This is a genomic window from Blastococcus sp. TF02A-26, from assembly GCF_003319125.1.
Lineage (GTDB): Bacteria > Actinomycetota > Actinomycetes > Mycobacteriales > Geodermatophilaceae > Trujillonella.
The window spans coordinates 1-20,930 of the sequence record NZ_QOHG01000022.1; the positions used below are offsets into that span (position 1 = coordinate 1).

Genomic DNA, 20,930 nt, shown 5'->3' on the forward strand with positions numbered 1-20,930 from the left:
GACCGCCCTCGAGCCCCGCCGCACCGACCCCAGCGAGGTGATCGACCAGCCCGCCCTGCAGACGGCATAGTCAGCAACACCGCAGAGCAGCACGCGGACGAGCTACACCACCCCACGGGGCACGGCCGTGCCGATCCGGAAGGGGTTCGCGGATCTGACGATCAGGGGCACGTTCGCCAGCGTTGCCCAGTAGTCGCTGAACAGTCGAGTCCGCAAGGTTGACCTGCATCGAGCGGGGGCCTGGCGCGGTGCTGAGAACCGCACCGCGCCAGGTCACGCGGGAGACGCGAGGCCGCGATGTCGTTAGGGGCCCTTCACGAACCAGTCATAGCCCCAGTCGTTCAGCACGGTCTCGACCGTCTCGTGACAGCCGAACAGGGGGATTCGCCGAAACTCCTGTGCCTCGTCCTCCCGGAGCGTCTTCACGTCTGGGTGGGCGAGGACGGCGGGGTGGTCCTTCGTCTGGGTCGGAAAGTCCACCCAGACGTCGCCCCGGTGCACGATGTACAGCCCGGACTTGTCGGGCCAGGGCGCGGCGAGGCCCACTCGCTCGTACTTGTTCTTCTCGTTCATTGCGTGTCTCACGAAGCGGAGCACCGCGCCGTCCGAGCGTCCGAAGCTCAGGCCGTCGATGAGTTCATACAGCATCGCGAGAGCGAGCTTTCCTGGTTCATTCATGCACTGACCCTAGGAACGGACGTGACAGTACACAAGCTGTATGTGTCGTACATTTACCAGTATGTCGTTGGTGTTCGCAACTGTACGGAAGCGCTTCCAGAGTTGTCGGAAACGCTGACGGACGCGTCCTTCGGACCAGAGGGGCGACCATTGCTCGTTACTTGGTCATCAAGTCCTCGTAGAACTGCTGCTCGTAGGGGACCACTCGCCGGCTCGTCATGTAGACCTCCGTCATCAGTCGCATCCATAGCTGGTGCCGCCAAGATTGGTTCTCCTCGTGGGTGCGGATCTGGTGACAGTTCCGGCACCGCACTTGGCACCTGCTCATCTCAAGGCGGATTTCGTGAAGCGGTACAACCTTATTTACCATCTCCGAGACCGGCATTCGCTTCTCACCTAGTTCGGGAACGTGGTCAAAGTCGAGCGCGCGAGGGTCGTTGTATCCACAGTCGACACAAGGATTCTGTAATAGGTACTCAAAGATGAGTTTGCCGGCTGCCATCTTGCGCTTCTGCAGGTACTGTCTCTGGTCGCGCTTCCGACTAGCCGCAAGGCAATCTCGGCATCGTGAGGCGAGGCCAAACCTTCCCCGAGCATCCTTCGTGAAGTCACTGCCGGCCTTCAACTCCAGGCAGCCTGAGCACATCTTCTTCCTGATTGCCATGCAGAGTGGTCTAGCAGAGCCGTAGACTCAGTGCCAAACACTATGTATGGCCCTACAGCGGCTGTGACCTCTGACCTGCCGATTCCCCTTCCTGCCCGTTGATTCCAACTGGAATCAGCTCGGAATCAGCGGGCAGCGGGCGGGCGGCACAGTATTGATCGACCTTGGAACCGTGGCAGGATCCTGGCTGCTAAGCACTAGCGATGCATCCCGTCGCAGGTCAGGGGTCATACCCCCGGGGGCGTACTGCTTCAGGTCTGGGCGCACGGGGCTTGCCCGAATCAGTAGTCCATGTTGTCGATCGTTGCCTGTCGGTATTCAAAGTAGTTCAGAAAGCCCGCGAAGTCGTCTTCCTGGCGCGCCAGCGCAAGCAGTGAAAGGAACTGCTCGTCGAAGCGGACGTTCAAGTCCGACTCGATCCACTGAAAAGCTTCTGACAGGGTCGCTCTCAGCCAATCATCGAGCTCATCGAAGAGCTCGAAGACCTCGGCTATGTCCGTCTCGCTGGCTGGCAGGAGAGAGAATAGCGGACTGCTGCGCACCCCCGTCAATCCAACCGGCACGGCTGATCCCACCCCTGGCGTATGCAAATAGATCGTCGCGCCATGGCCCTTCTCGAAGCCCCCATGCGAGTAGGGGTTGCGCCACCGCTCGACGACATCGGTCAAGCGTTGCCGGTAGTGCGCTGCATCGCCTTCCTTGCCGCGTAGTCGGTCGAACTTCTCGCCCCACCTTGAGCCGATCACCGCCGTGAGGTCGTCGTTGTCCGGGTTGAAATTGCTGAAGGCCAGCGCCAGCACCAGATCGTGCTCCAATAGACTGATGTACGCCGAAATGGCGGCAATCATGTCATGAAAGGCGTTCATCTGCATCTGGATCTTGCCATCTCGAAAGGTGAACAAGGGTTGCAGCAGAGCACCCTCCACGGGTTCATGAGTGATGCGTTCGTCCTCGATAGTGACCGGATTGAGGGCGCGCTCACGGAAATACTCGTAGGCTCGCCGAAGGGAGGCGTGTTGATTCTTGACGGTCGCCTGCCCCTTCGCGAGCAGTTCGGGCGCCGCGTCCAAGATCAGCCTTTCGACCGTACGCATGGAGGAGCGAAGCTTCTTGATTATCTGAACTTGGGTCTTGCGCGCCTCTTCTGGTGAAGCGTCAGTGCGCACATAGAGCCGAAGGCCGAACTTCTGGTGTGCCAATTCGCAACGTTCGTTGCGAAACATGAAGTCGACCCACCAGGCCACCTTCTCGGCGGGCCCGCGGGCTTCTAAGCCGATCAAGGTGAGGGCGTACCTTAATAGCGCGGGCACAGGGGCATCGTGCGGACTCAGTGTCAGTTTGTAGCTCGTCCCCTGGGGCTCGTACCCAGGGGGGACGGCCGTGAAGTCGCGCAATGCGGTCTGCTTCAGGCGCTCGCCGGCCTCAGCCTCGCCGGGAATCTGGTCCACCCCGCCAGCTTGCATGTCGACGCCGACGTATCCGCTGAGGGTGACTCGCCTGTCGCCTCCGGTTCGGTGGAGCCCGGCCTGCGGCTGTGTAATCTCTTGCAGCATGGGAAGGCGTGCGCTGGGGCTTGGTGAGCGGGGCGAGGTCGACGTCACTCCGCAGCGTCGAGACGAACAAGGGAAGTGGAAGCGGGCAAGCTCGGCTCGCAGTGCTGAGCGCTGGCGTGCCCGTTGCTACTTCCGTCGGTTCGACGGGGTGAACGACGAGCGGTCTCGGGTCGCTCCCACGAGGGGTGAGGCGCTTGCGGCGGTGGAGGCTGCCGTCACTGAGGCGCTGAACGCCGTGGGGGATGTCCCGATGACGACAGGCATGCCCTTCGTGGCCGCCGGCGAGCTGTGGTTGGCAGGCATCCGGCGTACGGACTCCGGACTGAGTCCCCGGACTGTGGATGACTACGGGCGGACGTTCGTCCGGTACATCGACAGGGCGGGCTCGTCGGTGCGCGGACTGACCCTGGCGGAGGCAAACAACACTCAGCGCCTTCGGGTCTTTCTGCAGACTGTGGCCGACAAGCACGGCTCTGGTGCCGCGAAGATCACCCGCTCCGTCCTTCTCGGCATCCTCAATCTGGCCGTCGACAACGGCACATTGACCGCGAACGCGCTGCGACAGGTTCGAGCGGTGAAGGCGCAGACGGTCAAGCCGCTCCCAGAGGGCCGGGAGCCTCGCGACACCACGCGCGCCTTCTCGCGGGAGGAGCGGGCGGCGCTGGTCGAGTTCGCGGACAAGCGTGCCGCAGTCGAGGACGTCCTTCCGCAGACGACCCGTAAGCGCCAGGCGGTGGCCGACCTCGCGGCCTTCATGGCCTTCACCGGCGTGCGCATCACCGAAGCCCGGTCGCTGCGATGGGACGACGTTCAGTTGCCTCCGGTCAATGCCGACACGGCGCCAGGTGTGCTGATTCGCGGTACCAAGTCGAGGACCTCGCGTCGCCGGCTGCCTTTGCCGAGCACCCTGGCCTCCCGATTGCGCCGACGGGCAGAGCAGACAGGAGCGACCGGCTATGTGTTCGCCTCACCGCATCTCACCGACACCGATCGGATCTGGGATCAATCGAACTGCGCGAAGGCCCTGGCCGAGCTGTTCGCCAAGGCTGGACTGTCCTGGGCGACCCCGCACACCTTCCGCCGTACGGTTGCCTCCCTGCTCCATGAGGCAGGCGTCCCTCTAGTGCAGATCGCCGATCAGCTCGGGCACGCGGACCCGGCGATGACCGCCCGGGTCTATCTAGGTCGCGACCTCATGGGGGCCCGGCAGGCGGTCGCTGACGTCCTTGATGGGTAACAATTCCGGTAATTGCCACTGGTCGTTACAGCCTCGCTCGGACAACGAGCACGTCAGCCGCTCGACGGCGCGCCCGGCAGGACTCGAACCTGCGACCAAGTGCTTAGAAGGCACCTGCTCTATCCGCTGAGCTACGGGCGCTCGCGGCCGATCATCGCACCCGACCGGCGGCCGGCAGGGCAGCATGACCGCCGTGGACCTGGCTGACTTCCTGCTCGCCCGCATCACCGAGGACGAGAACACCGCCCGCGGCTCCACCCGTGGTCCGTGGCGCTGGTTCCCCGGGCGCGGCGGTCTGCCGGCGTTCCTGGAGTCCACCGGCGCGACGGCGACGCACTGGGTGGAGGGGCAGTCGTTCGAGGCGCCCACCGTGGTGCTGGGCAGCAGCCAGAACTCGATGCTGCGCGTGCGCGGCCGGGACGCCGAGCACATCGCCGCCTGGCACCCGACCCGCGTGATCGCCGAGTGCCGGGCCAAGCGGCAGGTGGTCGAGGCCGTCCGTGCCGACGACGCCGTGGGTGATGTCGTCCTCCGCAGCCTGGCCGCCGTCTACGCCGACCACCCCGACTACTCCGAGGACTGGCGCCCCTGACCCGGTCGGTCCTCCACAGCCTCGGAGGTCGTCCACAGATCACCGGGAACGCTGGGCGCGGGGGCTCTGCCGCCGGAGGGTCGGGCGCAGGCCGGCACGGCGCCGGTCGCGCCGCACCGGCGCACTGACCCGAGGAGAACCCGTGCCCGACACCGACATCACCGTGGTGGGCCGCGTCGCCAGCCCGCCCCGCCTCGCCCGGCTGGACAGCGGCAGCAGCGTGGTCAACTTCCGCATCGCCGCCACCTCCCGCCGGTTCGACCGCACCACCCAGGACTGGGTCGACGGCGAGACCTTCTGGTCCGACGTCGAGTGCTGGGGCGACCTGGGCGGCAACGTCGTCCGCAGCGTCAGCAAGGGCGACTCCGTCGTGGTCGTCGGCCGGCTGTGGACCCGCGACTACGAGTCGCAGAACGGCCGCGGCAGCACCTCGCAGATCCGCGCCGACGCGGTCGGCCCGGACCTCCGCTGGGGATGGGCGGAGTACCACCGCCCCGCGCGGACGGCCCGGGAGGAGGCCCCGGCCGGCCCGGCGCCCGAGACGGAGGGGTCGCCGTTCGCCGACGAGCCGCTCGACGGCGCGCCGACCAGCGAGGACTACGTGGACGACCCCGAGACGTTGTCCTCCCTGGACCCCGACCGGGAGCTCCGGGAACCGGCTCTCCACTAGCCGCCCGGAACTGGGAGGATCGGGGGGAGAACGTAGGGGGCGGGGCCGGTCCGGCCGGTCCCGCCCGCCTCCTCGCGCACCCGACGGAAGGCTCTTCGGCCCAGTGGCTCAGTACATCTACACGATGGTCCGCGCGCGCAAGGCGCACGGCGACAAGGTGATCCTGGACGACGTCACCCTGTCGTTCCTGCCCGGCGCGAAGATCGGCGTCGTCGGCCCCAACGGCGCCGGCAAGTCCACCGTCCTCAAGATCATGGCCGGGCTGGACCAGCCGTCCAACGGCGACGTCATGCTGGCGCCGGAGGCGACGGTCGGGATCCTCATGCAGGAGCCGGCCCTCAACGAGGAACTCGACGTCCGAGGCAACGTCGAGGAGGCCGTGAAGCCCCTGCGCGACGCCCTGACCCGCTTCGAGGAGGTCAGCGCGGCGATGGGGGAGCCCGACGCCGACTTCGACGCGCTGATGGCCGAGCAGGGCGAGCTCATGGAGGTCATCGAGCAGAACGACGGGTGGGAGCTCGACGCCCGCATCGAGCAGGCGATGGACGCGCTGCGCTGCCCGCCCGGCGACGCCGACGTCTCGGTCCTCTCCGGTGGTGAGCGCCGGCGCGTGGCGCTGTGCAAGCTGCTGCTCGAGGCGCCCGACCTGCTGCTGCTCGACGAGCCCACCAACCACCTCGACGCCGAGAGCGTGGCCTGGCTGGAGCAGCACCTGGAGAAGTACGCCGGCACCGTCGTCGCGGTCACCCACGACCGGTACTTCCTGGACAACGTCGCCCAGTGGATCCTCGAGCTCGACCGCGGTCGGGCCTACCCCTACGAGGGCAACTACTCCACCTATCTGGAGACCAAGGCCGCCCGCCTCAAGGTCGAGGGCGCCAAGGACGCGAAGCGGCAGAAGCGCCTCGCCGACGAGCTGGAGTGGGTGCGGTCGGGTGCCAAGGCCCGCCAGGCCAAGAGCAAGGCCCGGCTGGCCCGCTACGAGGAGATGGCCGCGGAGGCCGACAAGTTCCGCAAGCTCGACTTCGAGGAGATCCAGATCCCGCCGGGTCCCCGGCTGGGCAACGTGGTCGTGGAGAGCCGCGACCTCACCAAGGGCTTCGGCGACCGGGTGCTGATCGACGACCTGTCGTTCACGCTCCCGCGCAACGGCATCGTCGGCGTCGTCGGCCCCAACGGCGCCGGCAAGACCACGCTGTTCAAGATGCTGGTCGGCGAGGAGAAGCCCGACGACGGCGAGATCAAGGTCGGCGAGACCGTGAAGGTCTCCTACGTCGAGCAGAACCGCAGCGGCATCGACCCGAAGAAGACGCTGTGGGACGTCGTCTCCGACGGCCTGGACCACATCAAGGTCGGCAACGTCGAGATGCCCTCGCGCGCCTACGTCGCCGCGTTCGGGTTCAAGGGCCCGGACCAGCAGAAGCCGGCCGGCGTCCTCTCCGGCGGTGAGCGCAACCGGCTGAACCTGGCCCTCACGCTCAAGCAGGGAGGCAACCTCCTGCTGCTCGACGAGCCGACCAACGACCTCGACGTCGAGACTCTGACCAGCCTGGAGAGCGCGCTGCTCGAGTTCCCCGGCTGCGCCGTGGTGGTCAGCCACGACCGCTGGTTCCTCGACCGGGTGGCGACGCACATCCTCGCCTACGAGGGCGACTCGAAGTGGTTCTGGTACGAGGGCAACTTCGCCGACTACGAGAAGAACAAGGTCGAGCGGCTCGGCCCCGAGGCGGCCCGTCCGCACCGGGCGACCTACCGCAAGCTCACCCGGGATTGAGCGACCACGGGCCGGTCGGGCTTCGGCCCGGCCGGCCCGTGCGGCAGGGTGACGGTGTGAGGCACACCGTGCAGGTCCCCATGCGCTGGTCGGACATGGACGCCTACGGGCACGTCAACAACGTCGTCTTCCTCCAGTACTTCGAGATGGCGCGCGTCGACCTGTTCTTCGAACGGGCCTCGCTGGAGGAGCGCACCGGTCTGCGCCAGGGCACAGTCGTGGCCTCCCACGAGATCAGCTACAAGCTGCCGGTGGTCTACACGGCGCGGCCGCTGGACGTGCAGATCTGGGTCTCGGGCATCCGCGCCGCCGCGTTCACCTGCCACTACGAGGTGTACGACGGCGACCGGCTCGCCGTCACCGGCAGCACCCTGCTGGTGCCCTACGACTTCGGCATCGCCCGCCCGCGCCGGCTCACGCCCGAGGAGAAGGAGTTCCTCGCCCGCTGGACCGAGGAGCCGGCGACCGCCTGACTCTCAGCGGGCGTACCCGGTCTGCACCAGACCGCCGCCGGCGTGCATCCAGTCGCGCGGCGGCGCCGTCTCCACCACCCGCTTGCCCAGCGGGAACAGCCCCACGGCCGCCAGCTTGAACGAGGCGATGCCGAAGGGGATGCCGACGATCGTGATGCAGAAGGCGATCCCGCTGACGACGTGGATGACCGCCAGCCACCAGCCGGCCACCACGAACCACAGCAGGTTGCCGACCGCCGACGCCACCCCGGCACCCGGTGCGCGCACCGTCGTCCGCCCGAACGGCAAGACGACGAAGAAGGCCAAGCGGAACGCGGCGATGCCGAACGGGATGGTCACCACCAGCAGGCAGGCGAGGACACCGGCCAGCAGGTAGGCCAGGGCCAGCACCCAGCCCTGCAGCACCAGCCAGACGACGTTCAGCACCAGACGCAGCAAGTCCACGTCAGGTGCACGACCGGCGGCGGGGAGTTGTTCCGTGGGCGCTCGTGCTCTGCCCCAGATGTGGGGCAGAGCACGAGCGCCCGGAGAGCTACCCGGCCGCTCCGGTCAGCCGGGCGTCGTAGGCATCCGCGAGGTCCCGCAGGGCCTGCCCGCAGTCCCCGGCGAAGGCGGGTCCGTGCATGAGCGCCATCGTCGTCGGCTCCAGGTCGGCCAGCGACCGGATCGCCGGCGCGGTCCCGGGCGTCAGGCAGGTCGCGCCGAAGAGGTCCTCCGCCTGCAGGGCCGGGCCGACCACGTCCGCGTCGGTGAGCGCGGGGCTGTTCCCGAACGCGGTGAACAGGTCACCGCACAGCAGCGTGCCGGTCGTCTCCTCGAACAGGACGCCGGCGTCCCACCCGTGCGGGACGTGCGGGGTGTCGATGTGTCGCAGCCGCCGCTCGCCGGTGTCGATCACCTCGCCGTCCGCCAGGGGCCGGGGCGGCCGGTCGGCGAGGTCCTCGACCGACACCACGCACCCCATCGCGCCGTGCGCGACCTGGGACCGGGGTGCGGCGGCCAGCCAGTCGTTCATGGCGCCGCACTCGTCGGCCTCGACGTGGCCGAAGGTGATCCAGCGCAGCTCCGTCACCGGCAGAACCCGTGCCATCGCCTCGGACACCAGGGGGAACAGGCGGCGGGGGCCGGTGTGGAACAGCAGCGGCTCGGCCCCGGTGACCAGGTACTGGTTGAACTGGAAGTCGGCGTCGGGCACGTACGTCGACAGCCGGTAGACGTCCGGCGCGATCTCGCTGACGGTGGTCTCCACGGGTACCTCCTCGACGGCCGATCGGCAGGGGGCGAGTGTTCCGCGCGCGACGCGGCCGGGACAGGGCCCTTCCGCACCGAGCCGTACCCTTCCGCCCGTGCTGCCCACGGACGTCGCCACCGCGGCCGACCCGGTGGCCGCGGTGCTCCAGGCCTGCGAGCGCGGCGGGCTGCTCGCCCTCCGCACCTCCGGCACCACCGACCGGCCCCGCGTCGTCGTCCGGACCGCCGCCTCCTGGGCCGACTCCTTCCCGCACGTCTCCGCGCTGGCCGGCATCGACCGCAGCTCGCGGGTCTGGGTGCCCGGGCCCCTCGGCGCCACGATGAACCTGTTCGCCGCCGTCCACGCCCGCTCCGTCGGGGCGCCCCTGGTGGAGCAGCCCGGCGACGCCACCCACGCCCATCTCACCCCGGCCGCGCTCACCGCCGCGCTGCGCGACGGCACCGACCTGCGCGACCGCACCCTCGTCGTCGCCGGTGACCGGCTGACCCGCGACCTGGCCGCCCGTGCCCGCGCGGCCGGCGCCACGACCGCTCACTACTACGGCGCGGCGGAGCTCTCCTTCGTCGCCTGGGGCACCGACGAGCAGGACCTGCGCCCGTTCCCGGACGTCACCGTCGACATCCGCGACGGCCGCATCTGGGCACGCTCGCCGTTCCTGTCGCAGGGCTACACCGAGGGGGAGGGGCCGTTCACCACGGCCCCGGACGGCTCCGCCACCGTCGGCGACCGCGGCCGGCTGGCCGACGGCGTCCTCACCGTCACCGGCCGCGGCTCCGACGCCGTGGTCACCGGCGGGGCCACCGTCCTCGTCGGCGAGGTGGAGGCGGCGCTGCGCCGGGCCACCGGCTCCGACGTACTGGTGGTCGGTCTCCCGCACCCCCGGCTGGGCGCGGTCGTCGCTGCCGTCCTCACCGATCCGGCGACACTGCCCCGCGCGCGGGAGGCCGCCCGCACCGCGCTCGACCCGGCGCAGCGGCCGCGCCGCTGGTTCGCGCTGCCGCAGCTCCCGCTCACCGCGGCCGGCAAGGTCGACCGCGCGGCCGTCGCCGAGCTCGCCGCCGATGGCCGGCTGGCACCGGCGGGTGCCGCGTGAGCGACGCCCCGGTGATCGTGGCTGCGCGCCGCACCCCGATCGGGACCGCGGGCCACGCGCTCGCCACCTGCACGGCGGCCGACCTCGCCGCCGCCGTGGTCGCGGACCTGGCCGGCGGCCTCGGCGACGTCCCGCTGCGCGAGGTCGTCCTCGGCAACTGCATGGGCCCCGGCGGCGACGTCGCCCGCGTCGCCGCGCTCCAGGCCGGGCTGCCGGCGACCGTCCCCGGGCTGACCGTCGACCGGCAGTGCGGCAGTGGCCTGGCGGCGATCGTGCTGGCGGTCGCCCAGCTCCGGGCGGGGGAGACCGGCGCCGTGCTGGCCGGCGGGGTCGAGTCCGCCTCCACCGCGCCCTGGCGGATGTGGCCGCCGCGGGGCGACGACGCCCCGGTCCGCTACGAGCGGGCGCCGTTCGCCCCGTCCAACCTCGGCGACCCCGACATGGGCCCGGCCGCCGAGCTGGTCGCCCGCGAGCACGGCATCGGGCGCGAGGAGCAGGACGCCTACGCCGCCCGCTCGCACGCCCGCGCGGTCGCCATCCAGCAGGCGGGCGGGTTCGACGACGAGCTGGTCCCCGTGGGCGGGCTGGACCGCGACGAGCGCCCCCGCGCCGGCCTCACCGTCGAGCGGCTCGCCCGCCTGCGCCCCGCGTTCGAGCCCGGCGGAGCGGTCACGGTCGGCAACTCCTGCGGCATCAACGACGGCGCCGCGGCCGTCACGCTCGTCGACGCCGGGACGCACCGCCGTCTCGGCGTCCCCGGGCTGCGGGTGCTCGCCACCGCCACCGCCGGCGTCGATCCCACCCGGCCGGGACTGGGCATCGTCCCGGCGGCTCGCCAGGCCCTCGACCGCGCCGGCCTCGGCCTGGACGACGTCGACGTGATCGAGTTCAACGAGGCCTTCGCCGGGCAGGTCCTCGCCTGCTGCGCGGAGCTCGAGCTCGACCCGGAGCGGGTGTGCCGCGAGGGCGGAGCGCTGGCGCTGGGCCACCCCTGGGGTGCGTCGGGCGCCGTCCTCGCCGTCCGGCTGTTCAGCCAGCTGGTCCGCGGCGGGGCGGGCCGCACCGGGCTCGCGGCGATCGCGGTCGGTGGCGGGCAGGGCGTCGCGATGGTCGTCGAGACCTGCTGAGAGGAGACCCACGATGGTCCAGGGCCCGTTCTTCCACGGCACCCGGGGCGTGTTCCGGCCCGGGGACGAGCTGGTCCCCGGTCACGGCTCCAACTACGAGGCCGGCCGGCTCTCGAACAACGTCTACTTCACCGCGCTGGTGAGCACTGCCGCCTGGGGTGCGCAGCTGGCGACCGCGCTGGCCGGCGACGAGGACCGCGGCCGCATCTACGTCGTCGAGCCGCTGGGTCCCTTCGAGGACGACCCGAACGTGACCGACGAGAAGTTCCCCGGCAACCCCACGATGTCCTACCGGACCCGGTCGCCGCTGCGGGTCGTCGGCGAGCTGGAGGAGTGGGAGCCCCATCCGCCGGAGGCGCTGCAGGCGATGCTCGACGGCCTCGCGCGGCTGCGGGAGCAGGGCCGGGCCGTCATCGAGGACTGAACGTCCTCAGACCTGCCGCGGCACCGGCCGGTCGGCGCCGGTCGGTGCTCCGAGGCGGGCGGCCTCGTCGTCCTCCACGAGGCGGACGACGGCGCCCTCGGCGATCGGCGCGCCCACGAACACCGCCGCGTTGACCCCGCCGCGGTAGGCCATCGGCTTGATCAACCGCGTGCCGGTCAGCCGCTCGAGGTGCGTGCACGGCGGGCAGCGCTTCATGCCGAACAGCAGCGCGTCGCCGACGGCGAACCAGCGGCCGACCAGCTGCGGCAGCGCGATGCCCCGGGTGACCAGGTTGCGGCGGGTGTCCCCGGGCGTGAGCGCGGTGCGGGTGCCGGCGGCGACCGCGGCGACGTCGTCGACGTCGATCAGCGTGAGCTGCTTCTCCAGATCCGGGTACTCGGCCCAGGTCCCGCCGCCCAGGGCGTACCGATCGCCTTCCAGGCCGGCCCCGGCGACCAACCGCCCGTCGGTCAGCCGGCGCATCGGCCGGGCCGCCGCCGACGTCGTCCAGATCTCCAGCAGCGTCCCGGTCACGACGTCGATGCTCCGGCACGGCCACGGCGGACCGGCACGGGGGCGTCGGCGCCGCGGGCGTCGAGGGCCTCGCCGAGGGTGTCGGCCAGCCGGAGCACCTGCACCAGCAGCGGCACCAGCGACCGGAACCGGAAGCGCTCCGCGCCGCGGGCGGCCTGGGCGTCCCGGATCCGCTGGGCCCGCTCGGCGACCAGGGGGACGAAGCGCAGGGTCATGGCGATCACCAGGCCGATCCGCGCCGGCCGGACGCCGAACACCGTCAGCGGCCGGGCCAGCCACTCGACGACGGCGACCAGCTCGGTGACCCGCGTCGTCGCCGTCACGACAGCGGCGGCCGCCACCAGCGCGAGCAGCCGCAGGACGACGACGGTGCCGGTGTGCCAGTCGGTGACCACCAGGTGGAAGGCGAACAGCAGCACCAGCCACGGCCACACCGGGCGGACCTGTGCGAGCACGGACCGCCACGGCAGCCGGGCGGCTCCCAGCCCGAGGAGCAGGACCGCGGCGAGCGTCCCGCCGACCACCGCGAGGCCGTCGACCAGGAACAGGGCGACCGCCAGCGCGGCCAGCAGCCCGAGCTTCAGCCCCGCCGGCGTCCGGTGCACCGGACTGGCGACCGGTACGTACAGGGAGAGGGTCATGACATCCGGTCCACGTACCAGCGGACCGTCTCGGCCGGCGCGCCGTCGGCGGCCACCCGCCCGTCCTCGAAGACCAGCACCCGGTCGAACCCGGCCAGCAGGTCGAGGTGGTGGGTGACGACGACGACGTCCTGCTCGAGCTCGTCGATCACCCGGGCGATGCGGCGGGTGTTGGTCAGGTCCAGCAGGGTGGTCGGCTCGTCGAAGACCACTCGCCGCGGCTCCATGACGAGCACGCCGGCGATGGCCAGCAGCTGCTTCTGCCCGCCGCTGAGCAGGTGCGCCGGATGGTCGCGGTGCCCGGCCAGTCCGTAGCGGGTCAGCACCTCGTCGACCCGGCGCGCCCGCTCCTCCGGCGCGATGCCGAGGTTGGTGAGGCCGAACTCGGCGTCCTCGGCGACGGTGGGGTGGACGATCTGCGCGTCGGGGTCCTGGAACACGAAGCCGACCCGTCGGCGCACCTCCCGCAGCTGCGTGCGGGTGTCCAGGCCGTCGACCCGGACCGTGCCGGCGGTGGGGACGACGAGGCCGTTGAGCAATCGGGCGAACGTGCTCTTGCCCGAGCCGTTGGCGCCCACCACCCCCACCCGGTGCTCGGCGAGGGACAGGGTGAGGTCGCGGAGGACGGCGCGCTCGCCGTAGTCGTGGGCGACGTCGCGCAGCTCGATGGCCGTCCTGGGGAGGTCGGCGGCCGCGGCGACGTCCGCCGACCGCCGTCCCCAGCGCACGGTCAGCCCGCCGCCGGCCGCCGGCGGGGCAGCTCGATCACCGGGTAGGCCTTGTGCACGCCGACCGCGACGACCGAGGCGATCCCGGCCTTGACGACGTCGCCGGGGATGAACGACAGCGCCCCGGTGGCCGCGGCGGACAGGGACACGTCGCCGTAGACCGACGTGAAGGGGATGCCGAGCGCGTAGATGACGCCGACGCCGCCGACGAGGTTGGCGACCATGGCCCACGCGAGGTTGAACCGGCGCCAGGTCAGCTGGGTCAGCACCCCGATGACGAAGGCGGCGAGGGTCCAGCCGTAGAGGTAGCCCGCCGAGGGGCCCGCGAAGACCGCCAGGCCACCCCGGCCGCCGGACAGCAGCGGGACGCCCGTGGCGACCACCGCGAGGAAGGTGAGCACCGCCAGCGCGCCGCGCCGGGCGCCGAGCACGGAGCCGGCGAGCATGACGCCCAGCGTCTGCGCCGTAATCGGCACCGGGATCCCCGGGACCGGCACCGGGGGGATCAGGCCCAGGGCCGCGATGATCGCGGCGAACAGGGCGATGTAGGCCAGGTCCCGGCTCTTCACGTACGGCTCCTCGTGGCGGTTCTGCGGTGCGGCCGACGACGACCGGACCCCCGCGGGAAGGTACCCGAGGGGCTCGGGAGGCCCCGCCGGGACGTCGCCCCGCCCGGTCGCGCACGGTGACGGGCGGCTCACCAGCGGAGACCCGATCTCGGTTTGCCGGGTCCTCCGGAGCTCGTGTTGTCTGGGGGTCCAGGCCTCTCGGCGAAGGCGGACACAGGCATGGCAACCGGGTGGTGGGCGTCGCTGTGGGGGCGGGGGCGCGCCACGGTGGACGACGGCTCGTCGGAGCGGCACCTGCCGGAACAGGCACCCGCCGTCCCCGTCCCGATCCCGCGCGCCCCTGCGCCGCCCGTCGACGACGAGGTCCGGACGGCCGGGTCACCCCCCGACCCGGAGCGCAGCCCTCCGCTGCGTCCCCTCCCGGAAACGAACGGAGCACCACCCGTGGCACAGCTCGACAACGTCATCGCCGACCTGCTCTCGATCGAGGGCGCCAGCGGCGCCGCGATCGTCGACATCGACAGCGGCATGGCCCTCGCGGCCGGCGGCACCCCCGGCTTCGACCTGAACGTGGCGGCCGCCGGCAACTCGAACGTCGTGCGCGCCAAGCTGCGCACCATCAACGACCTCGAGCTCAAGGACGAGGTCGAGGACATCCTGATCACGCTGCAGGGGCAGTACCACCTGATCAACGTGCTCAAGGGCCAGGGCAACGCCGGCCTGTTCATCTACCTCGTGCTGAACCGTGTCACCGCGAACCTGGCGCTGGCCCGGCACAAGTTGCGGTCGATCGCCGGCGCCGTCAGCGTCTGACGCTCCCGCGGCGTCGCCCGGCCGGGGGGCGGGCGACGCCGCACCGCGTCGACCGGGACGGGGGGCCCGGTCAGGCCGCGGCTGCCGCCATGCGACTCACGCGGCTGCCGCCGCCAGGATGGAGGCGCGGACGGCGTCCGGGGCGAGGTCGCGGGTCTCGATCCAGCGGGTCACCCGGCCGCCGGACACGATGCCCACCCGGTCGCAGCACTCGGCGAGCTCGTCGGGGTCCACGGACACCACGACCACCGAGGTGCCGTGCGCGGTGGCCTCGGCCAGCAGCTGGCGCACCTGCTGCCGGGCGCGCACGTCGAGGCCCCGGGTCGGCTCGTGCACGACGACGACGTCCTCCGCCGACGCCATCCAGCGCGCCAGCGCGAGCTTGTGCTGGTCGCCGCCGGACAGCGCGCCGAACACCGTGCGGATGCTGAGCGTCTTCACGTCCAGGCTGTGCACCGTCCGGATCACCCCGCGCAGCTGGGCGATCTCGGTGCGCAGGTCGGTGAGCGCGCCCCACGGCTCGTCGGTGAGCGTCCGGGCGATGGTCTCGCCCGGGTCGACCCCGTAGGCGTCCTCGTCGGGGCTGTAGGCCGGCAGCCGGAGGACGGGTGCGGGCTCGGGGGAGCCCGCCGGCTGCGGCTCGCCGTGGAGCACCACCTCGTCGGTGATCGCCGGCAGCTCGCCGGACAGGGCGCCGGCGAGCTCGCGGACGCCGGAGGAGCGGTGGCCGGTGAGCCCGATGATCTCTCCGCGGCGCAGGTCGAGGTCCACGCCGTCCACGTGCCCGGGGACCCGCAGGTTGCTGATCTGGAGCACCACCTCGCCGTCGACCGGGGCGGGGCGCACGGGGGCCTCGGCGCGCGGGGCCGGCTCGGGCCGCGGCTCGACCCGCGGGGCGGGCACCGGGCTCGAGCCCTCCACCGTCGCGGCGGCCAGGCGCACCGGGTCCAGCGACGAGCTCGGCGCGTCCAGCGCGATCCGGCCCTCGCGCAGGACGAGCACCCGGTCGACCAGCTCGAGCATCTCGGGCAGCCGGTGGCTGATGTAGAGGACGCCGCGGCCCTGCCGGCGGAGGCGGTCGGCGACGGCGTGCAGCCCGGTCACCTCCGCGGGCAGCAGGGCGGCCGACACCTCGTCGAGCACCACCAGCCGGGTGTCCTCGGCGAGCATGCGGGCCACCTCGACCAGCCCGTGCACGAAGTGCGGCAGGTCCCCGACGAGGGCGTCGGGGCTGAGGTCGAGCGAGACCTCGCCGAGCAGGACCTGGGCCTGCCGGCGCAGCTCCGCCTGCGGGCGCCCGGCCCGGGAGGTGCCCCGGAAGACGGCCTGCGCGACGGTCAGCTCCGGGTCGATGCGGATGAGCTGCTCGACCGCCCCCACGCCCAGGTGCCGGGCGTCCTCGGCCGAGAGCGGGGCGTAGGCGTGCCCCTGGAGCGTCATCCGCCCGGAGTCGGGGGCGGTGATGCCGGCGACGATGTCCCCGAGGGTCGACTTCCCCGCGCCGTTGGTGCCGACCAGGCCGACGATCTCGCCCTCGGCGACGGTGAAGGAGACGTCCCGCAGCACGCGGCGTGCCCCGAAGGACCTGGTGAGCCCCTCGACCTGCAGCAGCGCCATGGACCGGCGGCCTCCCCCGGGACAGGTCCCGGCGGAGCCGGTCGACCGATGGTGGAGCGTCCCCCGAGACGCCTCGTTACCCCGCCGATTCTATCCGCGCGGGCCGCTGCCGCCCCTCGGACGGCGAGTCGCTCAGCCCGCCGTCAGCCACACGGCGGTGTCGGCCGGCAGGCTGCCGCCGGTGACGTCGGAGCTGGCCAGCACCAGCTCGCCCTCCGGCAGCGGGACAGGGGCCCCCGACAGGTTCACCAGGCACACCAGCCCGCCGGGACGGCGGAACGCCAGCACGCCCTCCGGTGCGGGGAGCCACTCGATCCCCTCGCCCCGCAGCGCCGGGGAGCCGGCCCGGAGCGCGAGCGCCGTTCGGTACAGCGACAGCATCGAACCCGGGTCGGCCGCCTGCGCCTCGGCGGTCAGCGGCCCCCAGCCCTCGGGCATCGGCAGCCACGTGTCCGGACGGGACGAGAAGCCGTAGGAGGGCTCGGTGCCCGACCACGGCACGGGGATCCGGCAGGCGTCGCGGCCGCGCTCGGTGCGCCCCGACCGCTCCCAGATCGGGTCCTGCAGCGCCTCGTCGGGCAGGTCGACGTCGGGCATGCCGAGCTCGTCACCGTTGTAGAGGTAGGCCACCCCGGGCAGGGCGAGCTGCAGCAGTGCCGCGGCCCGCGCCCGACGGGTGCCGTCGGCGTTACCGTCGCTGTAACGGGTGACGTGCCGCGGGCGGTCGTGGTTGGACAGCACCCAGCAGGCCGGCGCGGGGGTGCCCTCGACGGTGGCCAGCGAGTGCTCGATCGCCGTCCGCAGCGCCGCGGCGTCCCAGTCCGCCGTCAGCAGCTTGAAGTTGAAGGCCAGCTGCAGCTCGTCCGGGCGCAGGTACTGCGCGAGCCGGTCGTCGTCGGAGACCCAGACCTCGCCGACCGCCATCCGGTCGGGATAGCCGTCGAGCACCCGGCGGATCCGTCGGTGCACCTCGTGCACGGAGTCGTGGTCGAAGCGGTGGTCGCCGGGGCCGTGGTCGGCGAGCAGGCCGGTGTCCTCCATCGGCACCATGTCCGGCAGGCCCTCGGGCTTGGCCATGCCGTGGGCGACGTCGATGCGGAAGCCGTCGACGCCGCGGTCGAGCCAGAAGCGCATCGTCTCCTCGAGGTCGGCGAGGACCTCGGGGTGGGTGAAGTCCAGGTCGGGCTGCTCCGGGGCGAACAGGTGCAGGTACCACTGGCCGTCGGGGACCCGCGACCACGCCGGGCCGCCGAAGACCGAGGGCCAGTTGTTCGGCGGCTCGGCGCCGTCGGGACCGCGGCCGTCGCGGAAGAGGTAGCGCGCCCGCTCGGGGGACCCGGGACCGGCCGCCAGCGCCGCCTCGAACCACTCGTGGGCGTGCGAGCTGTGGTTGGGCACCAGGTCGACGGTCACCCGCAGGCCGGCGGCGTGCGCCTCGGCCAGCAGCGCGTCGAACTCGGCGAGGTCGCCGAAGACCGGCTCGACGTCCCGGGGGTCGGCGACGTCGTAGCCGTGGTCGTGCATCGGCGAGGGGTAGAACGGCGTGATCCACAGCGCGTCGACGCCGAGGTCGACCAGGTGCGGCAGGCGGGCTCGGATGCCGGCGAGGTCGCCGACGCCGTCGCCGTTCCCGTCGGCGAAGCTGCGGATGTAGACCTGGTAGAAGACGGCTTCGCGCCACCAGCTGGAGTTCATGGAACGGCCTTCCTGCAGGGGCCCGCCGCGAGCCTGCGAGTGGTGGGGGGCAGGGAGGTCCTTCACCGGTTCTGCATGCTGCGCGCGGCCATCTCCAGGTAGCCCCAGAGGGTGGCGTCCTGCTCGGGGGTCAGCTCCAGCGAGTCCACGGCGTCGCGCATGTTCGACAGCCACGCGTCCCGCTCGGCCGGGCCGATGGCGAAGGGGGCGTGCCGCATGCGGAGCCGGGGGTGGCCGCGCTGCTGCGAGTAGGTGGTCGGCCCGCCCCAGTACTGCTCGAGGAACATCCGCAGCCGGGTCTCGGCGCCCTCCCAGTCGTCCTGGGGGTACAGCGGCGCGAGCACCGGGTCGGTGCGGACGCCGGCGTAGAACCGCGACACCAACCGGTCGAAGGTCGGCGCTCCGCCCACCTCGTCGTAGAAGGCGCGCGCCGAGGGCAGGGTCGGGCTCGGCTCGCTCACGGCTTCATCGTCCCGCAGACACGGGGGTGGCCGCCACGCCGTCCGCCCGCGCGGCGGCCTGCAGGCGGCTCCAGGACAGCAGCGGTGGCAGGACGGCGAGCACGCCGAGGCCACCGATCAGCGCGACCACGCCGCTGGGCGCGAGCCCCTCGGCGGCCAGGCCGGCGCCCAGCGCACCCAGGCCCTGCACGCCGTACAGGCCGCTCACCGCGACGCCCACGGCCCGGCCGCGGAAGGCCCGCGGCACCTCCTGCACGAAGGTGACGTTCAGCGGGATCGTCCACGCGCCGCCGATCCCGGCGACGAACATGCAGGCCAGGACGACGGCGAAGGTGCCAGCACCGGCGGGTGCCCACAGGGCGACGAGTCCGGCGGCGAGGACCGGCACCAGCGAGAGCAGCACCAGCGCGGGGACGAGGCGGTCCCGCCAGGCGGGGGGCACCAGCCGGCCGAGCAGCAGCCCGCCCACGGTCACCCCGAGCGGGTTGGCCGCGAGCAGCAGGCCCACCCCGGTCGCGCCGCCGCCGATCTCGTCCACCAGGGGCGCGGCGATGCCCTCGGCGGCGTTGGCGAACATCACACCGACCCAGACCAGCACGACGATGGTCAGCAGCCGGGGCGTGCGCCGGATCAGCCGCAGACCCTCGCCGGCGTCCCGCCACACCGAGCGCGGGCCCTCGGCCGCGGCGGGGGCGGGGCGGGGCTGCAGGCGGGCGTTGAGCCACAGCGCGGAGACGGCGAAGGTGGCGGCGTCCAGCAGCAGCACCCACGAGGGGTGCAGCGCCCAGATGAGCGTGCCGCCCAGCGCGAAGCCGACCACCTGCGACATCTGGGAGCTGACGCTGGTCAGCGCCGTGGCCAGGGCGTAGCGGTCGCCGGTGAGGACGTCGGCCACGAGCGCCGACCGGGCCGACTCGAACGGCGGGGCGAACAGCGACACGAGCAGCAGCAGGACCAGCAGGACCGGCAGCGGCGCCCCCGGCACGGCCATGCCGGCGACCAGCAGGGCACGCACCGCGTCGCTGGCGACGAGGACGCGGTGCCGGGGGAGCCGGTCGGCGAGGGTGGCCAGCAGCGGCCCGCCGACCAGCCAGGGGAGGTAGCTGATGGCGAAGGTGATGGCGCTCAGCAGCGGGGAGTCGGTGCGCTCGTAGACCAGGACGGTCAGGGCGACGCGGGCGAGCTGGTCGCCGATGGTGGAGAGCAGGAAGGTCCCGAACAGCGGCCGGAACTCCGCGACGGCGAAGACCTCGCGGTAGGTCGCCTGCCGGACCGGCTGGGCCACCGGCGGGCCGGTCACCGGGGGGCTCCGGGCGCGGCTCCGGCGCCGAGGACCGGGTTCGGCGTCCGGATGCCCTCGGCGGCGAACCGCTCGGACAGCCGCAGCCGGAGCTCGCGGGCCACCCGCCACTGGTCGGCGTTGGTGCTGCGGACCTGCACGCGCATGACCACGCCCTGGGCGGTGATCTGCTCGACACCGAGGGACTCGGGCTCGGCCAGCAGGACCTCGGCCCACTCCGGCTGGGCGTACAGCTCGTCGGCGACCTCCTGCATGACGGCCTTGCACGCGTCGAGGTCGGTGTCGTGGGCGACGGGCATGTCGATCACCACCTGGGCGAAGCCCTGGCTCTTGTTGCCCACCCGCAGGACCTCGCCGTTGCGGACGTACCAGACCACCCCGTGGGCGTCGCGCAGCCGCGTGATGCGCAGCCCGACCGCCTCGACGGTGCCGACGGCCTCGCCCAGGTCGACGACGTCGCCGACGCCGTACTGGTCCTCGAGGATGATCCCGATCCCGGCGATGAAGTCCTTGACCAGGTTCTGCGCGCCGAAGCCGAGCGCGACGCCCACCACGCCGGCGCTGGCGATGATCGGCGCCAGGTTCACGCCGAGCTCGCCCAGCACGAGGACGACGGCGATGCCGAACACCACGAACGAGGCGAAGCTGCGCAGCACCGAGCTGATCGCCGCCGCCCGCTGGGTGCGGCGTTCGGCGATGGTCTCCAGCCCGTCCGGGTCGGCGGCCCGGACGCGGTTGCGCCACGGCCGCAGGATGGTCGGCATGGCGCCGGTGGCGGTCCGGCCGGTCAGCCGCCGGATGCCCCGGTGCAGGAGCAGGCGCACCACCACGGCCAGCAGGACGATCAGCACGATCCGCGCCGGCTTGGCGATCAGCGCATCAGCGTTGGCCGCCAGCCAGTCGAGGCCGAACAGGTCGTAGACGCGGGCGCACAGCGAACCGGCGTCGGTCACGCACTCCGGGAGCTCCGCGTCGGCACCCTCGGCTGCGACCACGGACAGTGAACCGCTCATCACCGTCCATGGTCGCAGGCCG

Annotated in this window: 23 protein-coding genes and 1 tRNA gene; 9 read left to right on the forward strand and 15 right to left on the reverse strand. The window is 72.1% G+C overall.

Annotated features, from left to right (window positions below; genetic code table 11):
* Positions 1 to 303 precede the first annotated feature (303 nt).
* The 3 genes from DQ240_RS19865 to DQ240_RS19875 all read right to left on the reverse strand — a co-directional run bounded on the left by DQ240_RS19865 (position 304) and on the right by DQ240_RS19875 (position 2,790).
* On the reverse strand, positions 304 to 678 hold the full coding sequence (locus DQ240_RS19865; protein ID WP_147262042.1) for a hypothetical protein: 375 nt from the start codon (positions 676 to 678) through the stop codon (positions 304 to 306).
* A 157-nt stretch (positions 679 to 835) separates the two neighbouring features.
* Complete coding sequence (locus tag DQ240_RS23435; protein ID WP_158548816.1) at positions 836 to 991, reverse strand: hypothetical protein; 156 nt, start codon at positions 989 to 991, stop codon at positions 836 to 838.
* Positions 992 to 1,623: 632 nt separating this feature from the next.
* Positions 1,624 to 2,790 carry a hypothetical protein gene (locus DQ240_RS19875; protein ID WP_147262043.1) on the reverse strand — a complete coding sequence of 389 codons (1,167 nt, stop codon included), beginning with the start codon at positions 2,788 to 2,790 and terminating at the stop codon, positions 1,624 to 1,626.
* A 307-nt stretch (positions 2,791 to 3,097) separates the two neighbouring features.
* Here DQ240_RS19875 and DQ240_RS19880 point away from each other — a divergent pair, with 307 nt between their 5' ends.
* Positions 3,098 to 4,132: a tyrosine-type recombinase/integrase gene (locus tag DQ240_RS19880; protein ID WP_158548817.1), complete on the forward strand. Its 1,035-nt coding sequence runs from the start codon at positions 3,098 to 3,100 to the stop codon at positions 4,130 to 4,132.
* Between the two features lie 68 nt (positions 4,133 to 4,200).
* Here the strand turns inward: DQ240_RS19880 and DQ240_RS19885 are convergent.
* A tRNA-Arg gene (locus DQ240_RS19885) sits at positions 4,201 to 4,273 on the reverse strand.
* A gap of 52 nt (positions 4,274 to 4,325) precedes the next feature.
* On the opposite strand from DQ240_RS19885, the gene DQ240_RS19890 reads away from it, so the two are divergent.
* From DQ240_RS19890 to DQ240_RS19905, 4 genes are all read left to right on the forward strand, one after another.
* Entirely contained in the window at positions 4,326 to 4,724 is a 399-nt protein-coding gene (locus tag DQ240_RS19890) for a DUF6221 family protein (protein ID WP_147262044.1), read from the forward strand.
* A 142-nt stretch (positions 4,725 to 4,866) separates the two neighbouring features.
* The gene (gene ssb, locus DQ240_RS19895) at positions 4,867 to 5,394 is read left to right on the forward strand and encodes a single-stranded DNA-binding protein (RefSeq protein ID WP_158548818.1); all 528 of its coding nucleotides are present in this window, start codon (positions 4,867 to 4,869) and stop codon (positions 5,392 to 5,394) included.
* A gap of 103 nt (positions 5,395 to 5,497) precedes the next feature.
* Positions 5,498 to 7,168, forward strand: a complete 1,671-nt coding sequence (gene ettA / locus DQ240_RS19900) for an energy-dependent translational throttle protein EttA (RefSeq protein WP_113841456.1) — start codon at positions 5,498 to 5,500, stop codon at positions 7,166 to 7,168.
* Between the two features lie 56 nt (positions 7,169 to 7,224).
* Positions 7,225 to 7,641 carry a thioesterase family protein gene (locus tag DQ240_RS19905; RefSeq protein ID WP_199589420.1) on the forward strand — a complete coding sequence of 139 codons (417 nt, stop codon included), beginning with the start codon at positions 7,225 to 7,227 and terminating at the stop codon, positions 7,639 to 7,641.
* 3 nt (positions 7,642 to 7,644) lie between these two features.
* On the opposite strand, the gene DQ240_RS19910 is transcribed toward DQ240_RS19905, so the two are convergent.
* Positions 7,645 to 8,085 carry a YccF domain-containing protein gene (locus tag DQ240_RS19910; protein WP_233498845.1) on the reverse strand — a complete coding sequence of 147 codons (441 nt, stop codon included), beginning with the start codon at positions 8,083 to 8,085 and terminating at the stop codon, positions 7,645 to 7,647.
* A gap of 88 nt (positions 8,086 to 8,173) precedes the next feature.
* Positions 8,174 to 8,890: an MBL fold metallo-hydrolase gene (locus tag DQ240_RS19915; protein ID WP_113841515.1), complete on the reverse strand. Its 717-nt coding sequence runs from the start codon at positions 8,888 to 8,890 to the stop codon at positions 8,174 to 8,176.
* Between the two features lie 97 nt (positions 8,891 to 8,987).
* Between DQ240_RS19915 and DQ240_RS19920 the strand changes: the two genes are divergently transcribed.
* The 3 genes from DQ240_RS19920 to arr are packed head-to-tail and all read left to right on the forward strand — an operon-like array spanning position 8,988 to position 11,537.
* Positions 8,988 to 9,986, forward strand: a complete 999-nt coding sequence (locus tag DQ240_RS19920) for an AMP-binding protein (protein ID WP_158548819.1) — start codon at positions 8,988 to 8,990, stop codon at positions 9,984 to 9,986.
* Positions 9,983 to 11,113 carry a thiolase family protein gene (locus DQ240_RS19925; RefSeq protein WP_113841459.1) on the forward strand — a complete coding sequence of 377 codons (1,131 nt, stop codon included), beginning with the start codon at positions 9,983 to 9,985 and terminating at the stop codon, positions 11,111 to 11,113. The genes DQ240_RS19920 and DQ240_RS19925 overlap by 4 nt, the downstream gene beginning before the upstream one ends.
* Before the next feature lie 13 nt (positions 11,114 to 11,126).
* Complete coding sequence (gene arr / locus DQ240_RS19930; protein WP_113841460.1) at positions 11,127 to 11,537, forward strand: NAD(+)--rifampin ADP-ribosyltransferase; 411 nt, start codon at positions 11,127 to 11,129, stop codon at positions 11,535 to 11,537.
* A gap of 6 nt (positions 11,538 to 11,543) precedes the next feature.
* On the opposite strand, the gene DQ240_RS19935 is transcribed toward arr, so the two are convergent.
* From DQ240_RS19935 to DQ240_RS19950, 4 genes are read right to left on the reverse strand one after another with little or no spacing between them, the layout of a single operon-like run.
* Positions 11,544 to 12,071, reverse strand: coding sequence for an MOSC domain-containing protein (locus DQ240_RS19935; protein ID WP_113841461.1), 528 nt, complete (start codon positions 12,069 to 12,071; stop codon positions 11,544 to 11,546).
* The gene (locus DQ240_RS19940) at positions 12,068 to 12,712 is read right to left on the reverse strand and encodes an energy-coupling factor transporter transmembrane component T (RefSeq protein WP_113841462.1); all 645 of its coding nucleotides are present in this window, start codon (positions 12,710 to 12,712) and stop codon (positions 12,068 to 12,070) included. Before DQ240_RS19940 ends, DQ240_RS19935 begins: the two co-directional genes overlap by 4 nt.
* Entirely contained in the window at positions 12,709 to 13,440 is a 732-nt protein-coding gene (locus DQ240_RS19945; protein WP_113841463.1) for an energy-coupling factor ABC transporter ATP-binding protein, read from the reverse strand. Before DQ240_RS19945 ends, DQ240_RS19940 begins: the two co-directional genes overlap by 4 nt.
* Positions 13,441 to 13,442: 2 nt before the next feature.
* A complete protein-coding gene (locus DQ240_RS19950) occupies positions 13,443 to 14,009 on the reverse strand; it encodes a biotin transporter BioY (RefSeq protein WP_113841464.1) in 567 nt (188 codons plus the stop codon).
* Between the two features lie 444 nt (positions 14,010 to 14,453).
* Here DQ240_RS19950 and DQ240_RS19955 point away from each other — a divergent pair, with 444 nt between their 5' ends.
* A complete protein-coding gene (locus DQ240_RS19955; protein ID WP_113841465.1) occupies positions 14,454 to 14,822 on the forward strand; it encodes a hypothetical protein in 369 nt (122 codons plus the stop codon).
* A 96-nt stretch (positions 14,823 to 14,918) separates the two neighbouring features.
* Here the strand turns inward: DQ240_RS19955 and DQ240_RS19960 are convergent, their stop codons facing one another.
* The 5 genes from DQ240_RS19960 to DQ240_RS19980 form a co-directional block, all read right to left on the reverse strand.
* The gene (locus DQ240_RS19960) at positions 14,919 to 16,439 is read right to left on the reverse strand and encodes an ATP-binding cassette domain-containing protein (protein ID WP_113841466.1); all 1,521 of its coding nucleotides are present in this window, start codon (positions 16,437 to 16,439) and stop codon (positions 14,919 to 14,921) included.
* A gap of 132 nt (positions 16,440 to 16,571) precedes the next feature.
* The gene (locus DQ240_RS19965) at positions 16,572 to 18,134 is read right to left on the reverse strand and encodes a glycoside hydrolase family 13 protein (protein ID WP_113841467.1); all 1,563 of its coding nucleotides are present in this window, start codon (positions 18,132 to 18,134) and stop codon (positions 16,572 to 16,574) included.
* Positions 18,135 to 18,196: 62 nt separating this feature from the next.
* On the reverse strand, positions 18,197 to 18,595 hold the full coding sequence (locus tag DQ240_RS19970; RefSeq protein ID WP_113841468.1) for a globin: 399 nt from the start codon (positions 18,593 to 18,595) through the stop codon (positions 18,197 to 18,199).
* A gap of 4 nt (positions 18,596 to 18,599) precedes the next feature.
* On the reverse strand, positions 18,600 to 19,895 hold the full coding sequence (locus tag DQ240_RS19975; protein WP_233498846.1) for an MFS transporter: 1,296 nt from the start codon (positions 19,893 to 19,895) through the stop codon (positions 18,600 to 18,602).
* Positions 19,892 to 20,908 (reverse strand): mechanosensitive ion channel family protein, encoded by a 1,017-nt coding sequence (locus DQ240_RS19980; RefSeq protein WP_113841469.1) that lies wholly within the window; start codon positions 20,906 to 20,908, stop codon positions 19,892 to 19,894. The genes DQ240_RS19975 and DQ240_RS19980 overlap by 4 nt, the downstream gene beginning before the upstream one ends.
* Positions 20,909 to 20,930 lie beyond the last annotated feature (22 nt).

Bases quoted from the DNA above. Each gene is read 5' to 3' on its own strand.
- DQ240_RS19980 (WP_113841469.1), bottom strand. From the start codon at position 20,908: ATGAGCGGTTCACTGTCCGTGGTCGCAGCCGAGGGTGCCGACGCGGAG.
- DQ240_RS19865 (WP_147262042.1), bottom strand. From the start codon at position 678: ATGAATGAACCAGGAAAGCTCGCTCTCGCGATGCTGTATGAACTCATC.
- arr (WP_113841460.1), top strand. From the start codon at position 11,127: ATGGTCCAGGGCCCGTTCTTCCACGGCACCCGGGGCGTGTTCCGGCCC.
- DQ240_RS19940 (WP_113841462.1), bottom strand. From the start codon at position 12,712: ATGACCCTCTCCCTGTACGTACCGGTCGCCAGTCCGGTGCACCGGACG.
- DQ240_RS19960 (WP_113841466.1), bottom strand. From the start codon at position 16,439: ATGGCGCTGCTGCAGGTCGAGGGGCTCACCAGGTCCTTCGGGGCACGC.
- DQ240_RS19965 (WP_113841467.1), bottom strand. From the start codon at position 18,134: ATGAACTCCAGCTGGTGGCGCGAAGCCGTCTTCTACCAGGTCTACATC.